This window comes from Aliarcobacter thereius LMG 24486, assembly GCF_004214815.1.
Taxonomy (GTDB): domain Bacteria; phylum Campylobacterota; class Campylobacteria; order Campylobacterales; family Arcobacteraceae; genus Aliarcobacter; species Aliarcobacter thereius.
This window is the reverse complement of sequence record NZ_CP035926.1, coordinates 659,186-677,567: the sequence shown is the minus strand read 5'-3', so window position 1 is coordinate 677,567 and position 18,382 is coordinate 659,186. Positions and strand designations below refer to the sequence as shown.

17 protein-coding genes are annotated in these 18,382 nt (G+C 26.5%); 7 read left to right on the top strand and 10 right to left on the bottom strand.

Features of this window, described 5'->3' with window-relative positions:
* Positions 1–10: 10 nt before the first annotated feature.
* From ATH_RS03585 to ATH_RS03575, 3 genes are read right to left on the bottom strand one after another with little or no spacing between them, the layout of a single operon-like run.
* Positions 11–631, bottom strand: a complete 621-nt coding sequence (locus tag ATH_RS03585; protein WP_066183346.1) for a hypothetical protein — start codon at positions 629–631, stop codon at positions 11–13.
* On the bottom strand, positions 621–1,661 hold the full coding sequence (locus ATH_RS03580; RefSeq protein ID WP_066183343.1) for a CNNM domain-containing protein: 1,041 nt from the start codon (positions 1,659–1,661) through the stop codon (positions 621–623). The genes ATH_RS03585 and ATH_RS03580 overlap by 11 nt, the downstream gene beginning before the upstream one ends.
* Positions 1,658–2,794, bottom strand: a complete 1,137-nt coding sequence (locus tag ATH_RS03575; protein ID WP_066183340.1) for a hypothetical protein — start codon at positions 2,792–2,794, stop codon at positions 1,658–1,660. Before ATH_RS03575 ends, ATH_RS03580 begins: the two co-directional genes overlap by 4 nt.
* An 89-nt stretch (positions 2,795–2,883) precedes the next feature.
* Between ATH_RS03575 and ATH_RS03570 the strand changes: the two genes are divergently transcribed.
* From ATH_RS03570 to ATH_RS03560, 3 genes are all read left to right on the top strand, one after another.
* Positions 2,884–3,198 carry a DUF6172 family protein gene (locus ATH_RS03570; RefSeq protein WP_066183299.1) on the top strand — a complete coding sequence of 105 codons (315 nt, stop codon included), beginning with the start codon at positions 2,884–2,886 and terminating at the stop codon, positions 3,196–3,198.
* A 76-nt stretch (positions 3,199–3,274) separates the two neighbouring features.
* On the top strand, positions 3,275–4,537 hold the full coding sequence (locus ATH_RS03565) for a serine hydroxymethyltransferase (RefSeq protein WP_066390547.1): 1,263 nt from the start codon (positions 3,275–3,277) through the stop codon (positions 4,535–4,537).
* An 18-nt stretch (positions 4,538–4,555) separates the two neighbouring features.
* On the top strand, positions 4,556–5,386 hold the full coding sequence (locus tag ATH_RS03560) for a bifunctional transcriptional activator/DNA repair enzyme AdaA (RefSeq protein WP_066184917.1): 831 nt from the start codon (positions 4,556–4,558) through the stop codon (positions 5,384–5,386).
* Between the two features lie 193 nt (positions 5,387–5,579).
* Here the strand turns inward: ATH_RS03560 and ATH_RS03550 are convergent, their stop codons facing one another.
* Together ATH_RS03550 and ATH_RS03545 are read right to left on the bottom strand one after the other, a co-directional pair.
* The gene (locus ATH_RS03550; RefSeq protein WP_066184916.1) at positions 5,580–6,398 is read right to left on the bottom strand and encodes a tetratricopeptide repeat protein; all 819 of its coding nucleotides are present in this window, start codon (positions 6,396–6,398) and stop codon (positions 5,580–5,582) included.
* Between the two features lie 108 nt (positions 6,399–6,506).
* Positions 6,507–6,989 carry a ribonuclease HI gene (locus ATH_RS03545; protein WP_066184915.1) on the bottom strand — a complete coding sequence of 161 codons (483 nt, stop codon included), beginning with the start codon at positions 6,987–6,989 and terminating at the stop codon, positions 6,507–6,509.
* 208 nt (positions 6,990–7,197) lie between these two features.
* Between ATH_RS03545 and ATH_RS03540 the strand changes: the two genes are divergently transcribed.
* Positions 7,198–8,370 (top strand): benzoate/H(+) symporter BenE family transporter, encoded by a 1,173-nt coding sequence (locus tag ATH_RS03540; RefSeq protein ID WP_066390548.1) that lies wholly within the window; start codon positions 7,198–7,200, stop codon positions 8,368–8,370.
* An 81-nt stretch (positions 8,371–8,451) separates the two neighbouring features.
* Here the strand turns inward: ATH_RS03540 and ATH_RS03535 are convergent, their stop codons facing one another.
* Positions 8,452–8,817, bottom strand: a complete 366-nt coding sequence (locus ATH_RS03535; RefSeq protein WP_066184913.1) for an FMN-binding protein — start codon at positions 8,815–8,817, stop codon at positions 8,452–8,454.
* 90 nt (positions 8,818–8,907) lie between these two features.
* Here ATH_RS03535 and pdxR point away from each other — a divergent pair, with 90 nt between their 5' ends.
* Positions 8,908–10,275: a MocR-like pyridoxine biosynthesis transcription factor PdxR gene (gene pdxR, locus ATH_RS03530; protein ID WP_066390549.1), complete on the top strand. Its 1,368-nt coding sequence runs from the start codon at positions 8,908–8,910 to the stop codon at positions 10,273–10,275.
* Positions 10,276–10,310: 35 nt separating this feature from the next.
* On the opposite strand, the gene ATH_RS03525 is transcribed toward pdxR, so the two are convergent.
* Both ATH_RS03525 and ATH_RS03520 read right to left on the bottom strand, forming a co-directional pair.
* A complete protein-coding gene (locus ATH_RS03525; RefSeq protein WP_066184912.1) occupies positions 10,311–11,483 on the bottom strand; it encodes an acetylornithine transaminase in 1,173 nt (390 codons plus the stop codon).
* A gap of 11 nt (positions 11,484–11,494) precedes the next feature.
* The gene (locus ATH_RS03520) at positions 11,495–12,196 is read right to left on the bottom strand and encodes an MOSC domain-containing protein (protein WP_066184911.1); all 702 of its coding nucleotides are present in this window, start codon (positions 12,194–12,196) and stop codon (positions 11,495–11,497) included.
* A 140-nt stretch (positions 12,197–12,336) separates the two neighbouring features.
* Between ATH_RS03520 and ATH_RS03515 the strand changes: the two genes are divergently transcribed.
* Positions 12,337–13,941, top strand: coding sequence for a YcaO-like family protein (locus ATH_RS03515; protein ID WP_066184910.1), 1,605 nt, complete (start codon positions 12,337–12,339; stop codon positions 13,939–13,941).
* A 31-nt stretch (positions 13,942–13,972) separates the two neighbouring features.
* Here ATH_RS03515 and lipA read toward each other — a convergent pair whose 3' ends face one another.
* Together lipA and ATH_RS03505 are read right to left on the bottom strand one after the other, a co-directional pair.
* The gene (gene lipA / locus ATH_RS03510; protein ID WP_066184909.1) at positions 13,973–14,884 is read right to left on the bottom strand and encodes a lipoyl synthase; all 912 of its coding nucleotides are present in this window, start codon (positions 14,882–14,884) and stop codon (positions 13,973–13,975) included.
* 2 nt (positions 14,885–14,886) lie between these two features.
* Positions 14,887–15,603 carry a lipoate--protein ligase family protein gene (locus ATH_RS03505; RefSeq protein WP_066390552.1) on the bottom strand — a complete coding sequence of 239 codons (717 nt, stop codon included), beginning with the start codon at positions 15,601–15,603 and terminating at the stop codon, positions 14,887–14,889.
* 104 nt (positions 15,604–15,707) lie between these two features.
* Between ATH_RS03505 and aceE the strand changes: the two genes are divergently transcribed.
* Positions 15,708–18,380 carry a pyruvate dehydrogenase (acetyl-transferring), homodimeric type gene (gene aceE, locus ATH_RS03500; RefSeq protein WP_066184907.1) on the top strand — a complete coding sequence of 891 codons (2,673 nt, stop codon included), beginning with the start codon at positions 15,708–15,710 and terminating at the stop codon, positions 18,378–18,380.
* The last annotated feature ends 2 nt before the right edge of the window (positions 18,381–18,382 follow it).

Here is an 18,382-nt window from a genome sequence, read left to right as displayed (position 1 = left end):
ATTAAAGTTTCTAAAATATTAATCTTTCAAGATCTGTAAAATCTAGTTCAAACTGCTTATTTAATTTCTCATTTTCTAAAATACTTTTTATACTTATTATATTTAAACCATAAAAGTTATATATATATTTATATAAATTTTCATCATAAAGATTTTGAAATATAGAGTTTATAAATTTTGTATTATATAGTTCTTTACTGTCTAAATTCCAAAAATAATCATATTTAATCTTGCTATTTTTAATCTCTTCTAAATATGTAAAAAGCTTTGAATCATCAATTTGCTTTTCATATCTATATACAGATAAATTTGTAGCAAAATATACATATTTTTTTAGAGCTACTATTTCTAATAATTCACCAGTTTCTTTTAAATCATAATTTGCAACATAATATTGTGAATCGATTTTTAAAACTACTCCAATATCACTAAATTTTGATTCATCAATTTGACTTAAGAATTCACTTTGAGGGTTATCCTCTTTTTTTACTATAATATCACCTGTTTTTAGAATCAACTCTTTTCTTATATTTTCTCTTTTTAATTCAACTGCTTTTTTTTGAATAAATTTTTTTGATTCTGTATATGAAAATATTAGAAGAACAATAATAGCTACTAATCTAATTATCATTATGTTCTGATTTTAATTTTTGTTTAGCAAACTCTTGCATATCTTCAAATTTATCTTTCTCATCTACTATTTCAACTCCCAATAAAGTTTCAATTGTATCTTCTAAAGTAACTATTCCACTTGTTTGTCCATAACTATCTTGCACTACAAAAAGGTGTGATTTTTTTCTTAAAAATGAGTCAATAAGGCTAGAAACTTCTGTATCTTCTGCAACTTTATGAACAGGTATCATAATCTCTTCTAGTCTCTTATTCTTATTCTTTTTTATTCTTTGTTCTAAAATAGTTTGTGCAAATACAATTCCTACAATATTATCAATCGTTTCACAATAAACTGGAATTCTTGTATGAATATATAATTTATCATCTTCTAATGCTTCTTTGACTGTTGTCTTTGTAGATAGTGCAAAAACAACACTTCTTGGAGTCATTATATCTTCTGTTCTTATACTTTTTAATTTAAATAAATTTTCAATAAAACTACTCTCTTTTGATTGAATAGTTCCCTCTTTTTCACTTAAATTAACTAAAGCAATTATCTCATCTTTTGAAAAACTAGCTTCATCTTTTTTATCTTTTTTAATATAATTTGTAATCTTTGTTCCAAACCAAATAAATGGATATGTCACTTTTATTAAAAATGAGATTATATACGCTGTTGGAACTAAAAACTTTTTCCAATACAAAGCAGCATATGTTTTTGGATAAATCTCAGTTATATATAAAACCAATAAAGTAAGAATAAATGCAACCAAACTTTGCCATTTATCACCAAATACAATTGCAGCTTGAGCTCCAACTCCTGCTGCTCCCATTGTATGTGCAAAAGTATTTAGAGTCAAAATAGAAGAGATTGATTTATCAATATCATCTTTCATATTTTTTACAAGCTTTATACTCTTTTTACTGTAATTATCTTCATCCATACTTTCTATATATGATGGAGTTGATGAAAGAACAGTTGCTTCAAGAATAGAACAAAGAGTAGAAAAAAATAGTGCCAAAAACAGATATAAAAATAGTAATGTCATTTTTTAAATCCAATCATAGATATATGTTTTAATATGTGCTTTATATCATCAAACTTTAAAATATGTTTCTCTTCAAAAACTTTTGAAAAAAATCTCACTTCTGCATTTGTAAAACCATCTTGTTCTTTCTCTTTTATGCTTACAATTTCTTCTAATCTTATTCTAAATAGTTTTCTATTTTTTAATTTTGCATAATAAACGATATCTATCTCATTTTGATTTATTTTTTCTAAAGTTACAATTACTTTATCATCAACTAAATCCATATCAAATTCGCTATAAAGCCTTTTAAAATCATCTTTACTTAAATATCCAATATATAATTTTGTATAAATATCAAAATATAGATCCATTTTAGGATTTCTAAAAAATCTTAAATCTACAACAAATTTCGGATTTTTTCTACTACTCTCTAAAATCCATTGTAAAGTAGGAAAATATGCAAACTTCTTATACTTTATTCTGAAAGCTTCAGTGAATTTTTTAATATTTGGAACTTCTAATGTTTGTAAATCATTTTTAACTTTTTTTGCAAAAATTATCTTGTTTATTAACTCTTCATCTTCCAAATCATCAGTTAGCCAAATTGTTGCATAAGATGGAAAGTTTTTAAGTCCTGAAGAACCTTTTGTAAGAACTATTAAAGCATTTATCTCTAAAAATGGGAAAATCAATTTTAATAAAGCTTGTTTTTTTGCTAATCTTTTATTTAAATTTGATGTTTTTTTAGATGTACTCATCTCCACAAAATATAGTTTATCTTTTGTAAAAAATATTGCATCAAATTCACTTATATCTTTATATGCTGATTTAAATACTATTTGTGAAGTTTTACTAATTAAAAGTCCACTTTTTAAATATACATTCTCTTTTGCTTGATATGGTCCTTTTAAAATAAAACTCTCAATATCTTCACAGTTTTGTGCATATTTTAATAATAGTTCATAAATGATATTTTCATAAATCTCACCTTTGAAACTACTATAAGCTGTTATATAAGACAAATCATCTTTTGAAATATCTTTTTTAATTAGTGATTTTAAATTCTTATTATCATATGAATAATGAAAAAGATTCTCTTTTATCTCTTTTGTATCCAAATGTTTTATATTTTCTGGTATTTTAATTTTCAATTTTTCTCTTTAGCTAAAAAATAGCTTAGATTATATCAGAATTATCTTATAATATTGGTATAATCATTTTTCAAAAAAAAGGACAGAAAATGAAAAAACAATTTTTAATAGATGTAGTTAATAAAACAAGAGATAGACAAGTTGATAGCATAAAAAATGAGATTAGAAAATATATAAAAAGAGAAAAAAGTAAAAAACTACCTGAAAGCTTTAATACATGGTTTTTTGATTGTAAATTTGGAAAATCAATAGAAGAGGCAATTGAGATAAGCTTTGCAGATATTATAAAATCTGTTGATTTTGCAAATAAAGAGAACTATTCAAGTTTTTATTTAGAGATTATTGCAAGTGCGATTTTTAAAGAAAAGAAACAATCTATTGATGATGAAATTATAGAAGATTAGGTATAGCAATTTTTGGATTGTTATCTTATTTGATTTTTAGTAGTATTTCAAAATAAAATTACTTTAAGGAAAAGATATGAAGTACATAACAAGCGATAGTTTAGAGATAGCTGATAAAGAGGTATTTGATATAGTAGAGGCTGAGCTAGTAAGACAGACGAATCATCTAGAGATGATAGCAAGTGAGAATTTTACAAGTCCAGCAGTAATGCAAGTAATGGGTTCAGTTTTTACAAACAAATATGCAGAGGGTTATCCATATAAAAGATATTATGGTGGGTGTGAACAAGCTGATAAAGTTGAACAATTAGCTATTGATAGAGTTTGTAAAATATTTGATTGTAAATTTGCAAATGTTCAACCACATAGTGGATCTCAAGCAAATGGTGCAGTTTATGCAGCATTACTTAAAGCAGGAGATAGAATTTTAGGAATGGATTTATCTCATGGTGGGCATTTAACTCATGGAAGTAAACCAAGTTTTTCTGGTCAAAACTACTCAGCATTTTATTATGGAGTTGAACTTGATGGAAGAATCAATTATGATAAATTAGAAGAGATTGCAAAAACTGTTATGCCAAAAATAATTGTATGTGGAGCAAGTGCTTATGCAAGAGAGATTGATTTTAAAAGATTTAAAGAAGTAGCAAATAAAGTTGGTGCTATTTTATTTGCTGATATTGCACATATTGCTGGATTAGTTGCAGCAGGTGAGCATATGAGTCCATTTCCTTATGCTGATGTTGTAACAACAACAACTCATAAAACTCTAAGAGGACCAAGAGGTGGAGTTATTATGACAAATGATGAAGATATTGCTAAAAAAGTAAATAGTGCAATATTCCCAGGACTTCAAGGTGGACCACTTATGCATGTAATTGCTGCAAAAGCTGTTGCATTTAAAGAAGTTTTAGATCCAAAATGGAAAGATTATGCAAAACAAGTAAAAGCAAATGCTAAAGTATTAGCTGATGTTCTTATTAAAAGAGGATATGATATAGTAAGTGATGGAACAGATAATCACTTGGTTTTAGTATCATTTTTAAATAAACCTTTCTCAGGTAAAGATGCAGATGCTGCTTTAGGTAATGCTGGAATTACTGTAAATAAAAATACAGTTCCAGGAGAAACAAGAAGCCCATTTGTAACTTCAGGTATTAGAATTGGTAGTCCAGCATTAACTGCTCGTGGAATGAAAGAGAAAGAGTTTGAGTTTATTGCAAATAAAATTTGTGATGTTTTAGATAATATTGAAGATTCTTCTTTACAAGCTAAAATTAGTAAAGAACTTGAATCTCTAGCTAATCAATTCATTATCTACTCTAAATCAACTTATTAGAAAAGAAAAGGAGTATTGATGGATACATTAAATACTACTTATAAACAGATTGAAAAAGCTATAAGATACATAGATGAGAATTTTAAATCTCATCCAAGTGTCGATGAAGTAGCAAAAAATGTAGGTATGAGTAAATACCATTTTATAAGAGTATTTAAAGAGTATGTAGGTCTTACTCCTCAACAATTTTTGCATAGTGTTACTTTAAACTATGCAAAAGAACATATAAAAGAGTCTAAATCTATTCTTGATAGTAGTTTAGATATTGGACTTTCTAGCTCTAGCCGTCTTCATGAACTTTTTGTAAATCTAATTGGTGTTACTCCAAAAGAGTGGAAAGAAAAAGGTAAAGATGTACAAATAACTTATGGATTTGGAAAAACTCCTTTTGGTGAGGCTTTAATTGGTTTTACATCTAAAGGAATTTGTTATTTAGGTTTTTATGACCACAACAAAAAAGATATTTTTCAAAGATTTAATGAACTTTGGGAAAATGCAAATTTAGTTTTTGATGAAAAACTAGCAAATGAATATTTGGAAAATATCTTTATAAAAAATAAAAAATACCCTCTTTTTGTAAAAGGAACAAATCTTCAAATAAATGTTTGGAAAGCTTTAATAAATATTCCAAATGGAGAGATTGCAACTTATAGTGATATTGCAAATATTTTAGAAAAACCAAAAGCTGTAAGAGCTGTTGCAAATGCAATTGGTCAAAATCATATTGGATATTTAATCCCTTGTCATAGAGTAATAGCAAAAAGTGGTGCAATGAGTGGATATAGATGGGGAATTGAGAGAAAAGAAAATTTACTTGAATTTGAAGCTTCAAAAAAAAAGTTAATATAAATAAAATATTTACAATTTATAATAAACTATATGAAACTTATGGAAAATAATCTAAAAGAAGAGATAAAAGATGAAAAAGAGTTACTTATAGTTTATCAAGAATATCACGCTTTGATAGTTTGTCATTCAAAATTATAATATTCAAAACAACATTATGGAAATGGTTGTTTTTTGTGTAAAATTTTCTAAAAATTCAATAACCAGCATCATCAAGCATTTTATAATTATTACAACCACCTTCTATATCTCCGCTATCACAAGCTTTTTTAAACCACTCTTTTGCTTTTTTATAATTTTGCTTAATTCCATATCCATGATAGTACATTACACCAAGATTAGTTTGAGCAGATGGAAATCCTTGTTTTGCAGATTTTTCATACCATTCAATAGCTTTATTAAAATCTTGTGATATTCCAAATCCATTTTTAAACATAACTCCAAAATCAAATTGTGCTGGTGCATAAGATTGATTTGCAGATTTTTCAATCCAATATACTGCTTTCTCATAATCTCTTTTTTGATTATACATACTACCTAAGTAATGCTGAGCCATCATTTGTCCCTGATTTGCTGATTTTTCAAATAATATCAAAGCTTTTTCGTGATTTTTTTCTACACCAACTCCATTTTCATAAATACTAGCTAAATTATACTGTGCATTCATATCTCCATTATTAGACGCCTTTTCAAATAAATTTATAGCATTTTTATAATCATTTTTATTTAAATATATAATTCCTAAATTAAATTGAGATGCTACAAAATTCTGATTAGATGATTTTTCGTACCATTCAATAGCTTTATCAAAATTTTGTACTACAACTTCTCCTTTTTGATACATAAGTGCAATATTATACTGAGAACCTGCATCTCCATTATTTGCTAACTCATACCAAATATCAAATGCTTTTTTATAATTACCATTTTTGTATTCTTCAAAGCCATCTTCTAAAGTATTTCCAAAACTAAATCCAATGAATAAAACCAAACTTACAAATACTTTTCTAAACATTTTATTTTCCTTTTTATAACTTAGCTATTTATTCTATTTCAAATATTTTCTTTGCTTATTCAAATCTATCTGATGCCTATTTAATTCTTTAATATTTTTGAAATATAATCATATATTTTTTCTTAAAGCATTTCTTGAAGCTCTATCTACAAGATTAAATACTTTATCAATTTCATCTTTTAAACTACTTTTTTTATGTCCTTTTACCTTTATAAATTCAATATTTATTTCATCTGTTTTTTCAAAAAATAGTTTATATAATTCATAATTATTTATAGTTTTTCCAGTTGAAGTTTTATAGTCATTTATTTCAAACTTTTCTCTTCTATTTTGTAAACTTATTATATTTTGACAGTCTGTATAAACTTCTATTTGACTATTTTCATCTATTACAGAAATCTCATCTAAAGCCCAAATCAAAGTCTCTAATTCAAGTTTTGTTGAACTTGTATCTTCAAATTTTTTTATTTTTATATTTTTTCTTAAAACATCAAAAATTAGATTTTCATCAGAAACTTCTAAAAAAGCTCCAAATCCTATCTTTTTTTGTGGATTTACACTTGAATCTGTAAATAGTTTGATTTTTCTCATATTTATTATATTCCTATTTTTTAGATTAATTTATCATAAATGATTTTACAAATTTAATAATTAATATATATTTATACTAAAAACTATTGTTAGCTTACTTCATTTTTATATTAAGATGATTATAATTCCAGCAAAAATAGCAATTTTTGGATTGTTAATTCTTACTAAAATAATTATACTTGTAAGATTTTCGAAAAGGAGTATTTAAATGGGCAAAAAAGCATCAGTTGTTCCCCCAATAATGGCTGGTCTAATTTCAGTTATTGTTAATTATGGTGGAACATTTATTTTAATCTTTCAAGCAGCACAAATGGCTGGACTTAGTCCAGAGCAGACAGCTTCTTGGGTTTGGTCAATTTCTATTGGTGTAGGAATTACTGGAATACTTCTTAGTTGGTATACAAAAGAGCCTATTATTACAGCTTGGAGTACTCCAGCAGCAGCATTTTTAATTACGGCTCTTGTTACAGTTTCATACTCTGAAGCAATTGGAGCATATATTATTTCAGCATTGGCATTTGTTATTTTAGGACTTTCAGGATATTTTGAGAAGTTAATTAAACTTATTCCACCTGGAATTGCATCTGGTTTATTAGCTGGTATTTTATTACAATTTGGTATTGCTGCATTTTTAAATATGTCAATTACTCCTGTTTTAGCAATATCTCTATTTATTATCTATCTTCTTACAAAAAGATTTTCTCCAAGATATGCAATTGTTTCTGTTTTGGTTTTTGGATTTATTATTTTAACTTTACAATCTCAAGTAAATTTTGCTGGGTTTGAATTTAAATTAGCTTATCCATTGTTTACTGAACCTACATTTTCAATGAATGCTACATTAAGTGTTGCATTACCACTATTTTTAATCACTTTAACAGGTCAATATATGCCTGGATTAATAATTTTAAAAAATGATGGATTTAAAACTAAAGCAAAACCAATTTTAGCAATTACAGGAGTTGGTTCTATAATTATGGCTCCTTTTGGTTCTCATGCTTTTAACTTATCTTCAATAGCTTCAGCAATTTGTACAGGAAAAGAAGCGCACGAAGATCCGTCTAAAAGATGGATAGCAGGAGTTACAGCTGGTATATTTTATATTATTGTTGGTCTTTTTGGAGTTACTCTTGCTGCTATATTTGCAGCTTTCCCAGCAACATTTATTAGCTCTTTAGCAGGTCTTGCTCTTTTAAGTACAATTACAGGAAGTCTTTCAAGCGCTATGAGTGAAGAAAATACTAGAGAAGCAGCTGTTATTACATTTTTAGCAACTGCTGCAAATATAAATATATTTGGTATTAGTGGAGCTTTCTGGGGATTAGTTCTTGGAATAACTGCTTATTTCATTTTAAATCTAAAACTTAAAAAAGCTAAATAATTTTTATAAACCATAAAGAGTAAAACTCTCTATGGTTTTATTGGTTTTTTATAAAACTCTTCTCTTCTCATTTTTATCCTTTTAAGTTGTTTGATAAGCTTCCACAATTTCTATTTTCATAACTGCTCTTGCCCACTCATATTTATCTTTTATTATTTCACTCTCTTTTATATCTTGTGATATTATAGCTTTTCCGATTATTTTAATACCCATACCCATTCCATGAAGTCCCATAAGTTCTCTTGTTCCAATAACAACAATTACTCTATTGTCTTTTTCTAATATCTCTTCCATTTTATTCATTTCTCCAACTGGAACAAATAAATTATTATCTTTAAAAATAACAAAACTATTCCAAGTATTTACAATATGTGGAAAATCATTACCTTTTGCTACAATACTAAAAACTCCTTCGTAATTTAAAATAGATTCTATTTTATTATTCATATTTTTCCTTTTTAAGTATTTCAATCATATAATATCAATATTCTGTATCTTTAAAAAGATACACTTTTTATTTTTCTAAGAAGGACACTTTTGTATAAATTTGATAATAATTCACCTCTTTATATGCAACTTTATAAACAATTAAAAAATGATATAGAAAGTAAATTACAAGCAGGAGCAAAACTGCCTTCTATTAGAAAACTATCAAATGAATATAATTTGAGTAAAACAACAGTACAAAATGCATATAATCAACTCTATGCAGAAGGTTATATAGAAAGTAAAAAAAACATTGGCTATTTTATTTGTGAAGATATTATTCAAAACTTTCAAGTAAATTTAAATGAAAAGAAGTTCAATAAAGAAAAAAGCAATAATTACAAAATAGATTTTTTTCCTGCAAGTCTTGATAAAAACTCTTTTCCTAAAAAAACTTGGTTAAAACTTTATAATAAAGCTTTAAAAAATGATATAAACTATGGAATTTATCATGATATTCAAGGAGAAGTAGAACTTAGAGAAGAGTTAGCTAAATATCTTTTAGCTTCAAGAAATGTTATTTGTAAATCTGAACAAATCATTCTTACAAGTGGATTTACTGATAGTTTATTTCTTTTATCAACTATTTTAAAAAAATTTACAGAAAAAATTGCTATTGAATCTCCTTCTTATAAAACAGCAAGAAAAGTATTTGAATTGGCAAACTTTAAAATAGAAGATATTTTAATAAACCAAAACGGATTAGATTTATCACTTTTACAAAGAATATCTTCAAAAGCCTTATATCTAACTCCATCTCATCAATTTCCAACTGGTGTTACTATACCGATTTCAAATAGAATAAAAATCTTAAATTGGGCAAAAGAAAATGATGTTTTTATTTTAGAAGATGACTACGATAGTGAACTAAGTTACTATAACCGTCCTATTCCTTCGATGCAAGGGTTAGATAGTTTTGGAAATGTTATTTATCTTGGAACTTTTTCAAAGGCTTTATCTCCAGCTTTAAGAATCTCCTATATAGTTTTACCTACAAAACTTCTTGAAATTTATAAAAAAACATTTGACTTTATATTTTCACAAGTTTCTATTGATATTCAAAAAACTTTAACACTTTTTTTAAAAGATGGACACTGGGAAAGACACTTAAGAAAAATAAGAAATATAAATAGGAAAAAACATAATCTTATGAAAGAATCTCTAAAAAAATTTTTATGTGATGATGTAAAAATTTTAAGAGAAGGAAGTGGATTAAATTTATTGATAAAACCACTTATTGATATTAATTTAGAAAAGCTTGAAAAAATTGCTCAACAAAAAAATGTCAAAATTTATTTCAAAGAATTTTTCAATCTTGAGAAAGTAATAGCTTTAGGATTTGGTGGATTTGAAGAGTTTGAAATAGAAAATGCAATAAAAACTTTTAGTGAAATTTGGATTGAAGCTAAAAATAACTAAGAGAACGAAATATATTATCATTCTCTTAGTATATATTATTTAATATCAAAAAGAATATCTTCAAATCTCTGAAAACCTTCAGTTATCTCGCTTTTAGTAATAATAATTGGTGGTAAAAATCTAATAATATTATTCCCAGATTTTAAAACTAAAACACCATTTTTTAGTGCAAGATTTATAATATCATTTAAAAGATTCTCATCTTTTAAAACCAAACCTTGCATAAAACCAAAACCACTCTTTTTTATAAATATATTTGGATATTTGTTTATTATATATTGTAAACAACTATTAAAATATTTAATATTTTCATTTAGCTCCCCACTATTTGAATATTTTTCTAAAATATTAAGAACTTTACTGCAAACTGTTGTTGATAAATGATTCCCACCAAAAGTAGAACCATGGTCACCAAAAGTAAAAATATTTTTTAAACTTGTCATCATAAGACCTATTGGAATACCACTTGCTAAACCTTTTGCTAAAGTTACAATATCAGGTTTTATTCCAAAATATTGAGAAAGTAAAAAGTTACCACTTCTATAAACTCCTGTTTGAACTTCATCTATAATCAAAAGTAATTTTTTTTCTTTTAAAACTTTTTCTAGCTCTTTTACTTGATGTATATCTTGCATTAAAATACCACCCTCACCTAAAATAAGCTCTAACATTACAGCTACTGTGCTATCATCAATCATATTTATAGCTTCATTTATATCATTTGCATAAACAAAACCATCAGGATATGGAGCAAAATATTTATGTTTGTCCTCTTGTGCTGTTGCTTTTAATGTTGCAATTGTTCTTCCATGAAAAGAGTTTTTTATAGTAATAATTTTATATTTAGGAGTTTTGAACTTTATATTTCCATATTTTCTTGCAAGTTTTATAGCACTCTCATTTGCTTCTGCTCCACTATTACAAAAAAAACATTTCATATCGTAAGAGCTTAATTCAACAATCTTTTTAGCACATTTTTCTTGAGATTTTATTTGATATATATTTGAACTATGTACAATTTTATTTGCCTGTTTTTTTATAGTTTTTACAACTTTTTTATTTGCATATCCTAAACTATTTACACCAACTCCTGAAGCAAAATCTACATAGTTTTTACCTTTTTCATCATATAAAATTGATTTTTTACCTTTTACAAAGCCTACTTCTAATCTATTATATAAAGGCAATATATAAGAGTTTTTATTCATAATTTTTCCTTTTATGTATGATAAAAGCTAAATTGATTATCCAAATCTCCTAGTTCATATCTTTTTTTTAAAGAGTTTTTAAATTGATATCCTAAATCTTCACAATTTATTGCTTCTTCTGTAAGATTTAAATCAATTTTTGGATCAACAATAATTTTATTTAACTTTTCTATTGTTAGATTGTGGTTTTCTCTGCTTTCCAAAATCACATCATCATTTTGACAAATATTTCCCTCTATTAAAACTTTTGCATAAAATCCTGTATATCCATTTTGGAAAATTAAATTTGTCATCTCTTTTTTTTGTGTATTTGCACTAAGTTTCCAACAGGGTTGCCTTGGTTGAGTTATTTGTACTTTGGTTTCACCTATTTTTAAAATATCTCCTATACAAATATCTTTTTCAGAAACTTTATCAAGTATTAGATTCTCTCCAAAATATGCCATATTTGTCATATCAAAAGCATCTTTAAAATGTTTATTTATATTTTCATATGTTTGTTTTGTAAGAAGAAAAAGTGCTTTATTTTCTCCTCCGTGATGTGCTAAATCTGCTTGAAAATCATCTACAAAACCTGTTTTTGTAAGATATGATTTTGAAACTGGATATTTTTTTATACCAGAAACCAACTCTTGCCTTTTTTGGTTTTCAAGTTTTGTAACACTTACATCTCCAACTTTTAAATATAAAACAGTAGATATTTTTGTATTCATCTTAGCTCCTAAATATTTAATATTTGAAAGTATATGTCATTATATTTTTTTAAACAATCCATTAATTGCTAATTCTAAAATAAAAATTCTATACTTTTTTGCTATACTTCAAAAAATTTAGAAAAATAGAAAGAATAAATATGAATTTAATATCAAAAGATGCACCATTAGAAGTTTCATTAAAAAAAATGCGAGAAATACTAGATAATTTAGATATAAAAATAAAATTATCTTCTCCAAAAAATCCAGTTAAAAATAGTTTTTCAGTAAATTTAAGTTATGAAGGAGCAAACAACTTTATATTTTCAAATGGAAAAGGAAGTAGTGCTGATTCATCATTAGCTAGTGCTTATGGAGAATTTATAGAGAGATTTCAAACAAATTTATATTTTAATGATTTTTATATTGAAAATAGGAAATTCTTTTTTGATCAAAAAGAGTTTCCTATAAATGAAGAGTTTTTAAGTGATGAACTTAAAAAATTTTATACTTTAGAAGATTTAGAAAAAGAGGATTTTTTAGATTTTAATTCAAACTGCTTTGACAAAATTATATCTTTACCATTTATAAATCAAAGTACAAATAAAAGTGAGTATTTTCCTACAAATTTACTATCAAATTTATATGCAAGTAACGGTTTATCTACTGGAAACAGTGCAAATGAAGCAAAAGTTCAAGCACTTTGTGAGATATTTGAAAGAAATGTAAAACTAAAAGTTATAAAAGATGGAATTGCTCTTCCAGAATTTCCAAAAGATATTATAAATAGTTTTCCTAAAATTAGTTCAGATATTAAAACTTTAGAGGAAAATGGATTCAAATTAAAAGTTTTTGATGCAAGTTTGGGTGGAATTTTTCCTGTAACTGCAATATCTTTTATAAATCCAAAAAACAATACACTTTTTTTATCTTTTGGAAGTCATCCTATTTTAGAAATTTCAATAGAAAGAACATTAACTGAACTTCTTCAAGGAAGAGAATTAAATGAACTAAATAGTTTTGAAAGACCTAGTTTTGATATGGAAGAGATAAGTTCTTCTTCAAATTTAGAATCACATTTTGTAGATTCAAATGCAAAAGTAGGAATACAATTTTTAAACAAAAATAAAGATTTTATTTATACTCCTTGGAAATTCGAACTTCTAAAAAGTGAGGAACAATATAATTCTTTAAAATCTATTTTAGATAATCTAGGAAAGACAATATATTTAAGAGAGTATGATTATTTAGGTTTTTACTCTTGCCAGATGATTGTACCTGAGTTTTCAGAGATTTATCCACTTGAAGATTTGATTTATAATAATAAAAATCAAGGAAAACTAATAAGAGATTTTATTTTAAACAAAGATAATTATGATTTTGAAACTCTTCTTGAAGAACTAAATGGTTTTGATGATTTTGTAAATGTAGGTGCTTTTATAGGAGTTATTTTTAAAAATGATTTCTCTTTAGCTGAATTCAAAGCTGATATTTTAATAAAACAAAAAGAGTATGAAGAAGCTATCTTTTATCTTGAACACTCAAAAAAACCTTTATCATTTCTTATTATCCAAATTTTAAAAGCAAAATTAGATGATATAGATTTACTTGATTATAAAGATGCTTTAAATGATATTTTTACAAAAGAGCTTGTAATTAAAGCTTTTAATATTGTTGAAAATGATATTTCAATGATTAATTTAGAGTTTGCAAATGAGTATGAAAATATATTAAAACTTTTTGAAAAAAAATATGGAAAAAGATAATAAATAAGAAGTTTTTGCTTCTTATTTATTTTTATAATGCACTAGCCATATTTAAATAGTGATGTGCCATATAAGAACTTCTAGCATATGGACTTGCTTTTACAAACTCAAATCCTAAACCATAGGCCAAATCTTCATATCTTTTAAACTGTTCAGGTTTTACATATTCAATAACTTTCTCAAAATCTCCACTAGGTGCTAAATATTGACCTATACTTAAAAACTTACAGCCAACTTCTAATAAATCTTTAAAAACTTGAATCATCTCTTCTTCTGTTTCTCCAAGCCCAACCATTAAAGCACTTTTTGTTTTGATTTTTTCACCACCAAGCTCTTTTAGTTTTCTTAAAACTTCAATACTTCTTTCATATGTACCATTTCTTCTTATTCTATAAAGGCTTGGAACTGTTTCAACATTGTGTCCAATAATTGTAGCTCCTGAATCTATAACTCTTTTTAAGCTAGTTTCATCTCCTTTAAAATCAGGTATAAGTATTTCAACTTTTGTATCTGGAGATTTTTCTATAATATCTTTTGTAACTTTATAAAACTGCTCTGCTCCACCATCTTTTAAGTCATCTCTAGCTGGACTTGTGATTACAACGAATTTAAGTCCTAAACTTAAAACAGAAGTAGTTACTTTTTTTATCTCACTTTCATCAACACTATTTGGCTTTCCTGTTGTAACATTACAATATGTACATCTTCTTGTACATATATTTCCCAAAATTAAAAATGTAGCATTTTTATTTGCAAAACATTCACTTATATTTGGACATTTTGCCTCTTGACAAATAGTATGTAATCCACCAACATCTTTAAGTAGGTTCTCCATCTCAACTTGAGTATGTGGAGTTAATTTTTTTCTAAGCCATTCAGGTTTTTTAAATTTTGCTTCGCTTGTTTTCTCTAATTTATTATTATCATAAAATTTTTGTGTCATTTTTACTCATCCTTAATTAATTTCTCTAAAATATTTTTTTCATCTTTATTTAAACTATCTTCTATAAATTCTACTTCAAAAACTTCTTGAAAAGCTTTTTGTAAAGCATCTTTTGCAATATCAAAACTAATTTTTACTCCAAAATCTTCTAATGATGAACCAAAAATCTCATCATCTGATTTCTTGAATAATGGTATTGAACCGTGTTGAAGTATACAATTTTTTGATCTTTTTTGTGCATTACCACCGATTTTTTTGCCATCAATAATAATATCATATGCTTCAAAACCAACTTGACAAAATGGGCTTTTACTTAAACTTATTTCATTAATCTCTTTTGCAAACTTTGCTTTAAGCCCTAAATTCTCATAAAATTTAATCAAAAATTGACACAATAAAAAATATGTCTCTTTTACATCTTTGTTATTTATCATTTCTGGATCAATTACAATTGTATAAGATATATCGTGTCCGTGAAATAAAACACCACCACCCGTTACTCTTTTTGAAACATTATTATTGTAATCATCTTGTAACTTTTTGTAATCATCTAAATTTTGTCCTGCTCCAAAAGTGATACAATCTTCCCAAGAATAAAGCCTCAAAATAGGTAAATCATTTTTTTTGAAGTTTTTAAATAGTGTTTTATCTATATTTGAATTAATTATAGAACTAAGCTTTTGTGTTATAATCAATCTAAATTTATTTTTAAATTTCATCTAATTTTTCCTAAATTATTTGTTATAAGCGAATTATAATTCATCTTATATTAAAATTGCAAATTAATTTAAAAAATTAAGAAAACTTTTATAAAGGAAAATTTATGCCTAAGTTAAATTTAGAAGATATAAATCCACTAGAGACTAAAGAGTGGATGGAAGCTTTAGAAGCAGTTATAGAAGAAGAAGGAGTTGAGAGAGCTCATTTCTTACTAGAAAAACTAATTGATAAATCAAGAAGAAGTGGTGCACATCTACCTTATAGTGCAACTACTGCATATATAAATACTATTCCTACAAGTGAAGAAGAGAAAATGCCAGCTGATATGGATATGGAGAGAAAAATTAGATCTATTATCAGATGGAATGCACAAATAATGGTTCAAAGAGCTTCAAATAAACAACTTGAACTTGGTGGTCATATTGCATCTTTTCAATCATCAGCAACACTTTATGATGTAGCTTTTAATCACTTTTTTAGAGCACCAAATGAAAAAGATGGTGGAGATTTAATATTTTTCCAAGGACATATAAGTCCTGGTATTTATGCTAGAAGTTTTCTTGAAGGAAGATTTACTCAAGAGCAGATGGATAATTTTAGACAAGAAGCATTTAATGATGGACTTTCATCTTATCCACACCCAAAACTAATGCCATCATATTGGCAGTTTCCAACAGTTTCAATGGGACTTGGACCACTTCAAGCAATATATCAAGCAAGATTCTTAAAATATCTTACAAATAGAGGTTTAAAAGATTGTAGTGCTCAAAAAGTATATTGTTTTATGGGAGATGGTGAAACAGATGAACCTGAAAGTTTAGGAGCAATTGGAATGGCTGCAAGAGAAGGTTTAGATAATCTTATTTTTGTAATCAATTGTAATCTACAAAGACTTGATGGTCCAGTAAGAGGAAATGGAAAAATAATCCAAGAACTTGAAGGTGGATTTAGAGGAGCTGGTTGGGAAGTTATTAAAGTAATTTGGGGTGGACTATGGGACTCTTTACTTGAAAAAGATAAATCAGGTAAATTACTTGAATTAATGGAACAAACAGTTGATGGAGAGTATCAAAACTTTAAACAAAAAGGTGGAGCATATACAAGAGAGAATTTCTTTAATAAATTCCCTGAAACTGCAAAACTTGTTGAAAATTTAAGTGACAATGATATTTGGAAATTAAATAGAGGTGGACACGATCCTGTTAAAGTTTATGCTGCATTTAAAAGAGCAACACAGACAAAAGGAAGACCAACAGTTATTCTAGCAAAAACTGTAAAAGGTTATGGAATGGGAAGTGCTGCTGAAGGTATGAATATTGCTCACCAAGTTAAAAAAGTAGATGTAAATCATCTTAAAGCATTTAGAGATAGATTTGATTTACCAATTAGCGATGAAGCAGTTGAATCTTACTCTTATTATAAACCAGATGAAGATTCTGCTGAAATTAAATACTTAAAAGCAAAAAGAGAAGCTCTTGGTGGATTTGTACCTCAAAGATTAGAGAAATTTACAAATAAACTAAAAATGCCAACTTTAAATGATTTTGAATCTATCATTGCTGGAAGTGGAGATAGAGAAATTTCTACAACTATGGCATTTGTAAGAGTTTTAAATGTTCTATTAAAAGACAAAGAACTTGGTAAAAATATTGTTCCAATAGTTCCTGATGAAGCTAGAACTTTTGGTATGGAAGGTATGTTTAGACAGTATGGAATTTATTCAAGTGCTGGTCAAAAATATATTCCTCAAGATAAAGATCAAGTAGCATTTTATAAAGAAGATATAAAAGGTCAAGTTATTCAAGAAGGAATAAATGAACTTGGAGCTATGAGTTCATGGATTGCAGCTGCGACTTCATATTCAGTGAATAATCTTCCTATGATTCCATTTTACATCTTCTACTCAATGTTTGGTTTCCAAAGAACAGGAGATTTATGTTATGCAGCTGGAGATCAAAAAGCAAGAGGTTTCTTAGTTGGAGGTACATCTGGAAGAACTACTTTAAATGGTGAAGGTTTACAACACGAAGATGGTCACTCACATATTTTAGCAAATACAATTCCAAATTGTATAACTTATGATCCAACTTATGGTTATGAAGTTGCTGTAATTGTTAAAGATGGAATCCAAAGAATGTATGGAGATAATCAAGAAGATATTTTCTACTATATTACAACACTAAATGAAAACTATGCTCAACCTTCAATGCCTGAAGGTTCTGAAGATGGGATTATAAAAGGTATTTACAAAGTAAAAACTTTTGAAGCAAAAAATGATTTCAAAGTTAAGCTTTTGGGTTCTGGTTCAATATTCCAAGAAGCTATGAAAGCAGCTCTTATTTTATCAAATGAATATGATATAAAAGTTGATATTTACTCTGTTACTTCTTATAATGAATTAACAAGAGAAGCACAAGATATTGAAAGAAAAAATCTATTAAATATAGATAAAGCTCCTGAAATTTCTTATGTTGATCAAGTTTTAGGAAGTGATGAGGAGAATGTTGTAATTTCTGCAACAGATTATATTAAATCATATTCTGAGCAATTAAGACCTTATATTAAAGGAAGTTTCAAAGCTTTAGGAACAGATGGTTATGGAAGAAGTGATAGCAGAGCTAATTTAAGAAAATTCTTTGAAGTTGATACAAATTTTATTGTTTATACAACTCTTGCAGAACTTGCTAGAAAAGGTAAGTTAGATAAAAAAGTTGCTCTTGAAGCTATGAAAAAATATGAAATTGACTCTTCAAGAGTTAGTCCAAGAAATTCATAAGG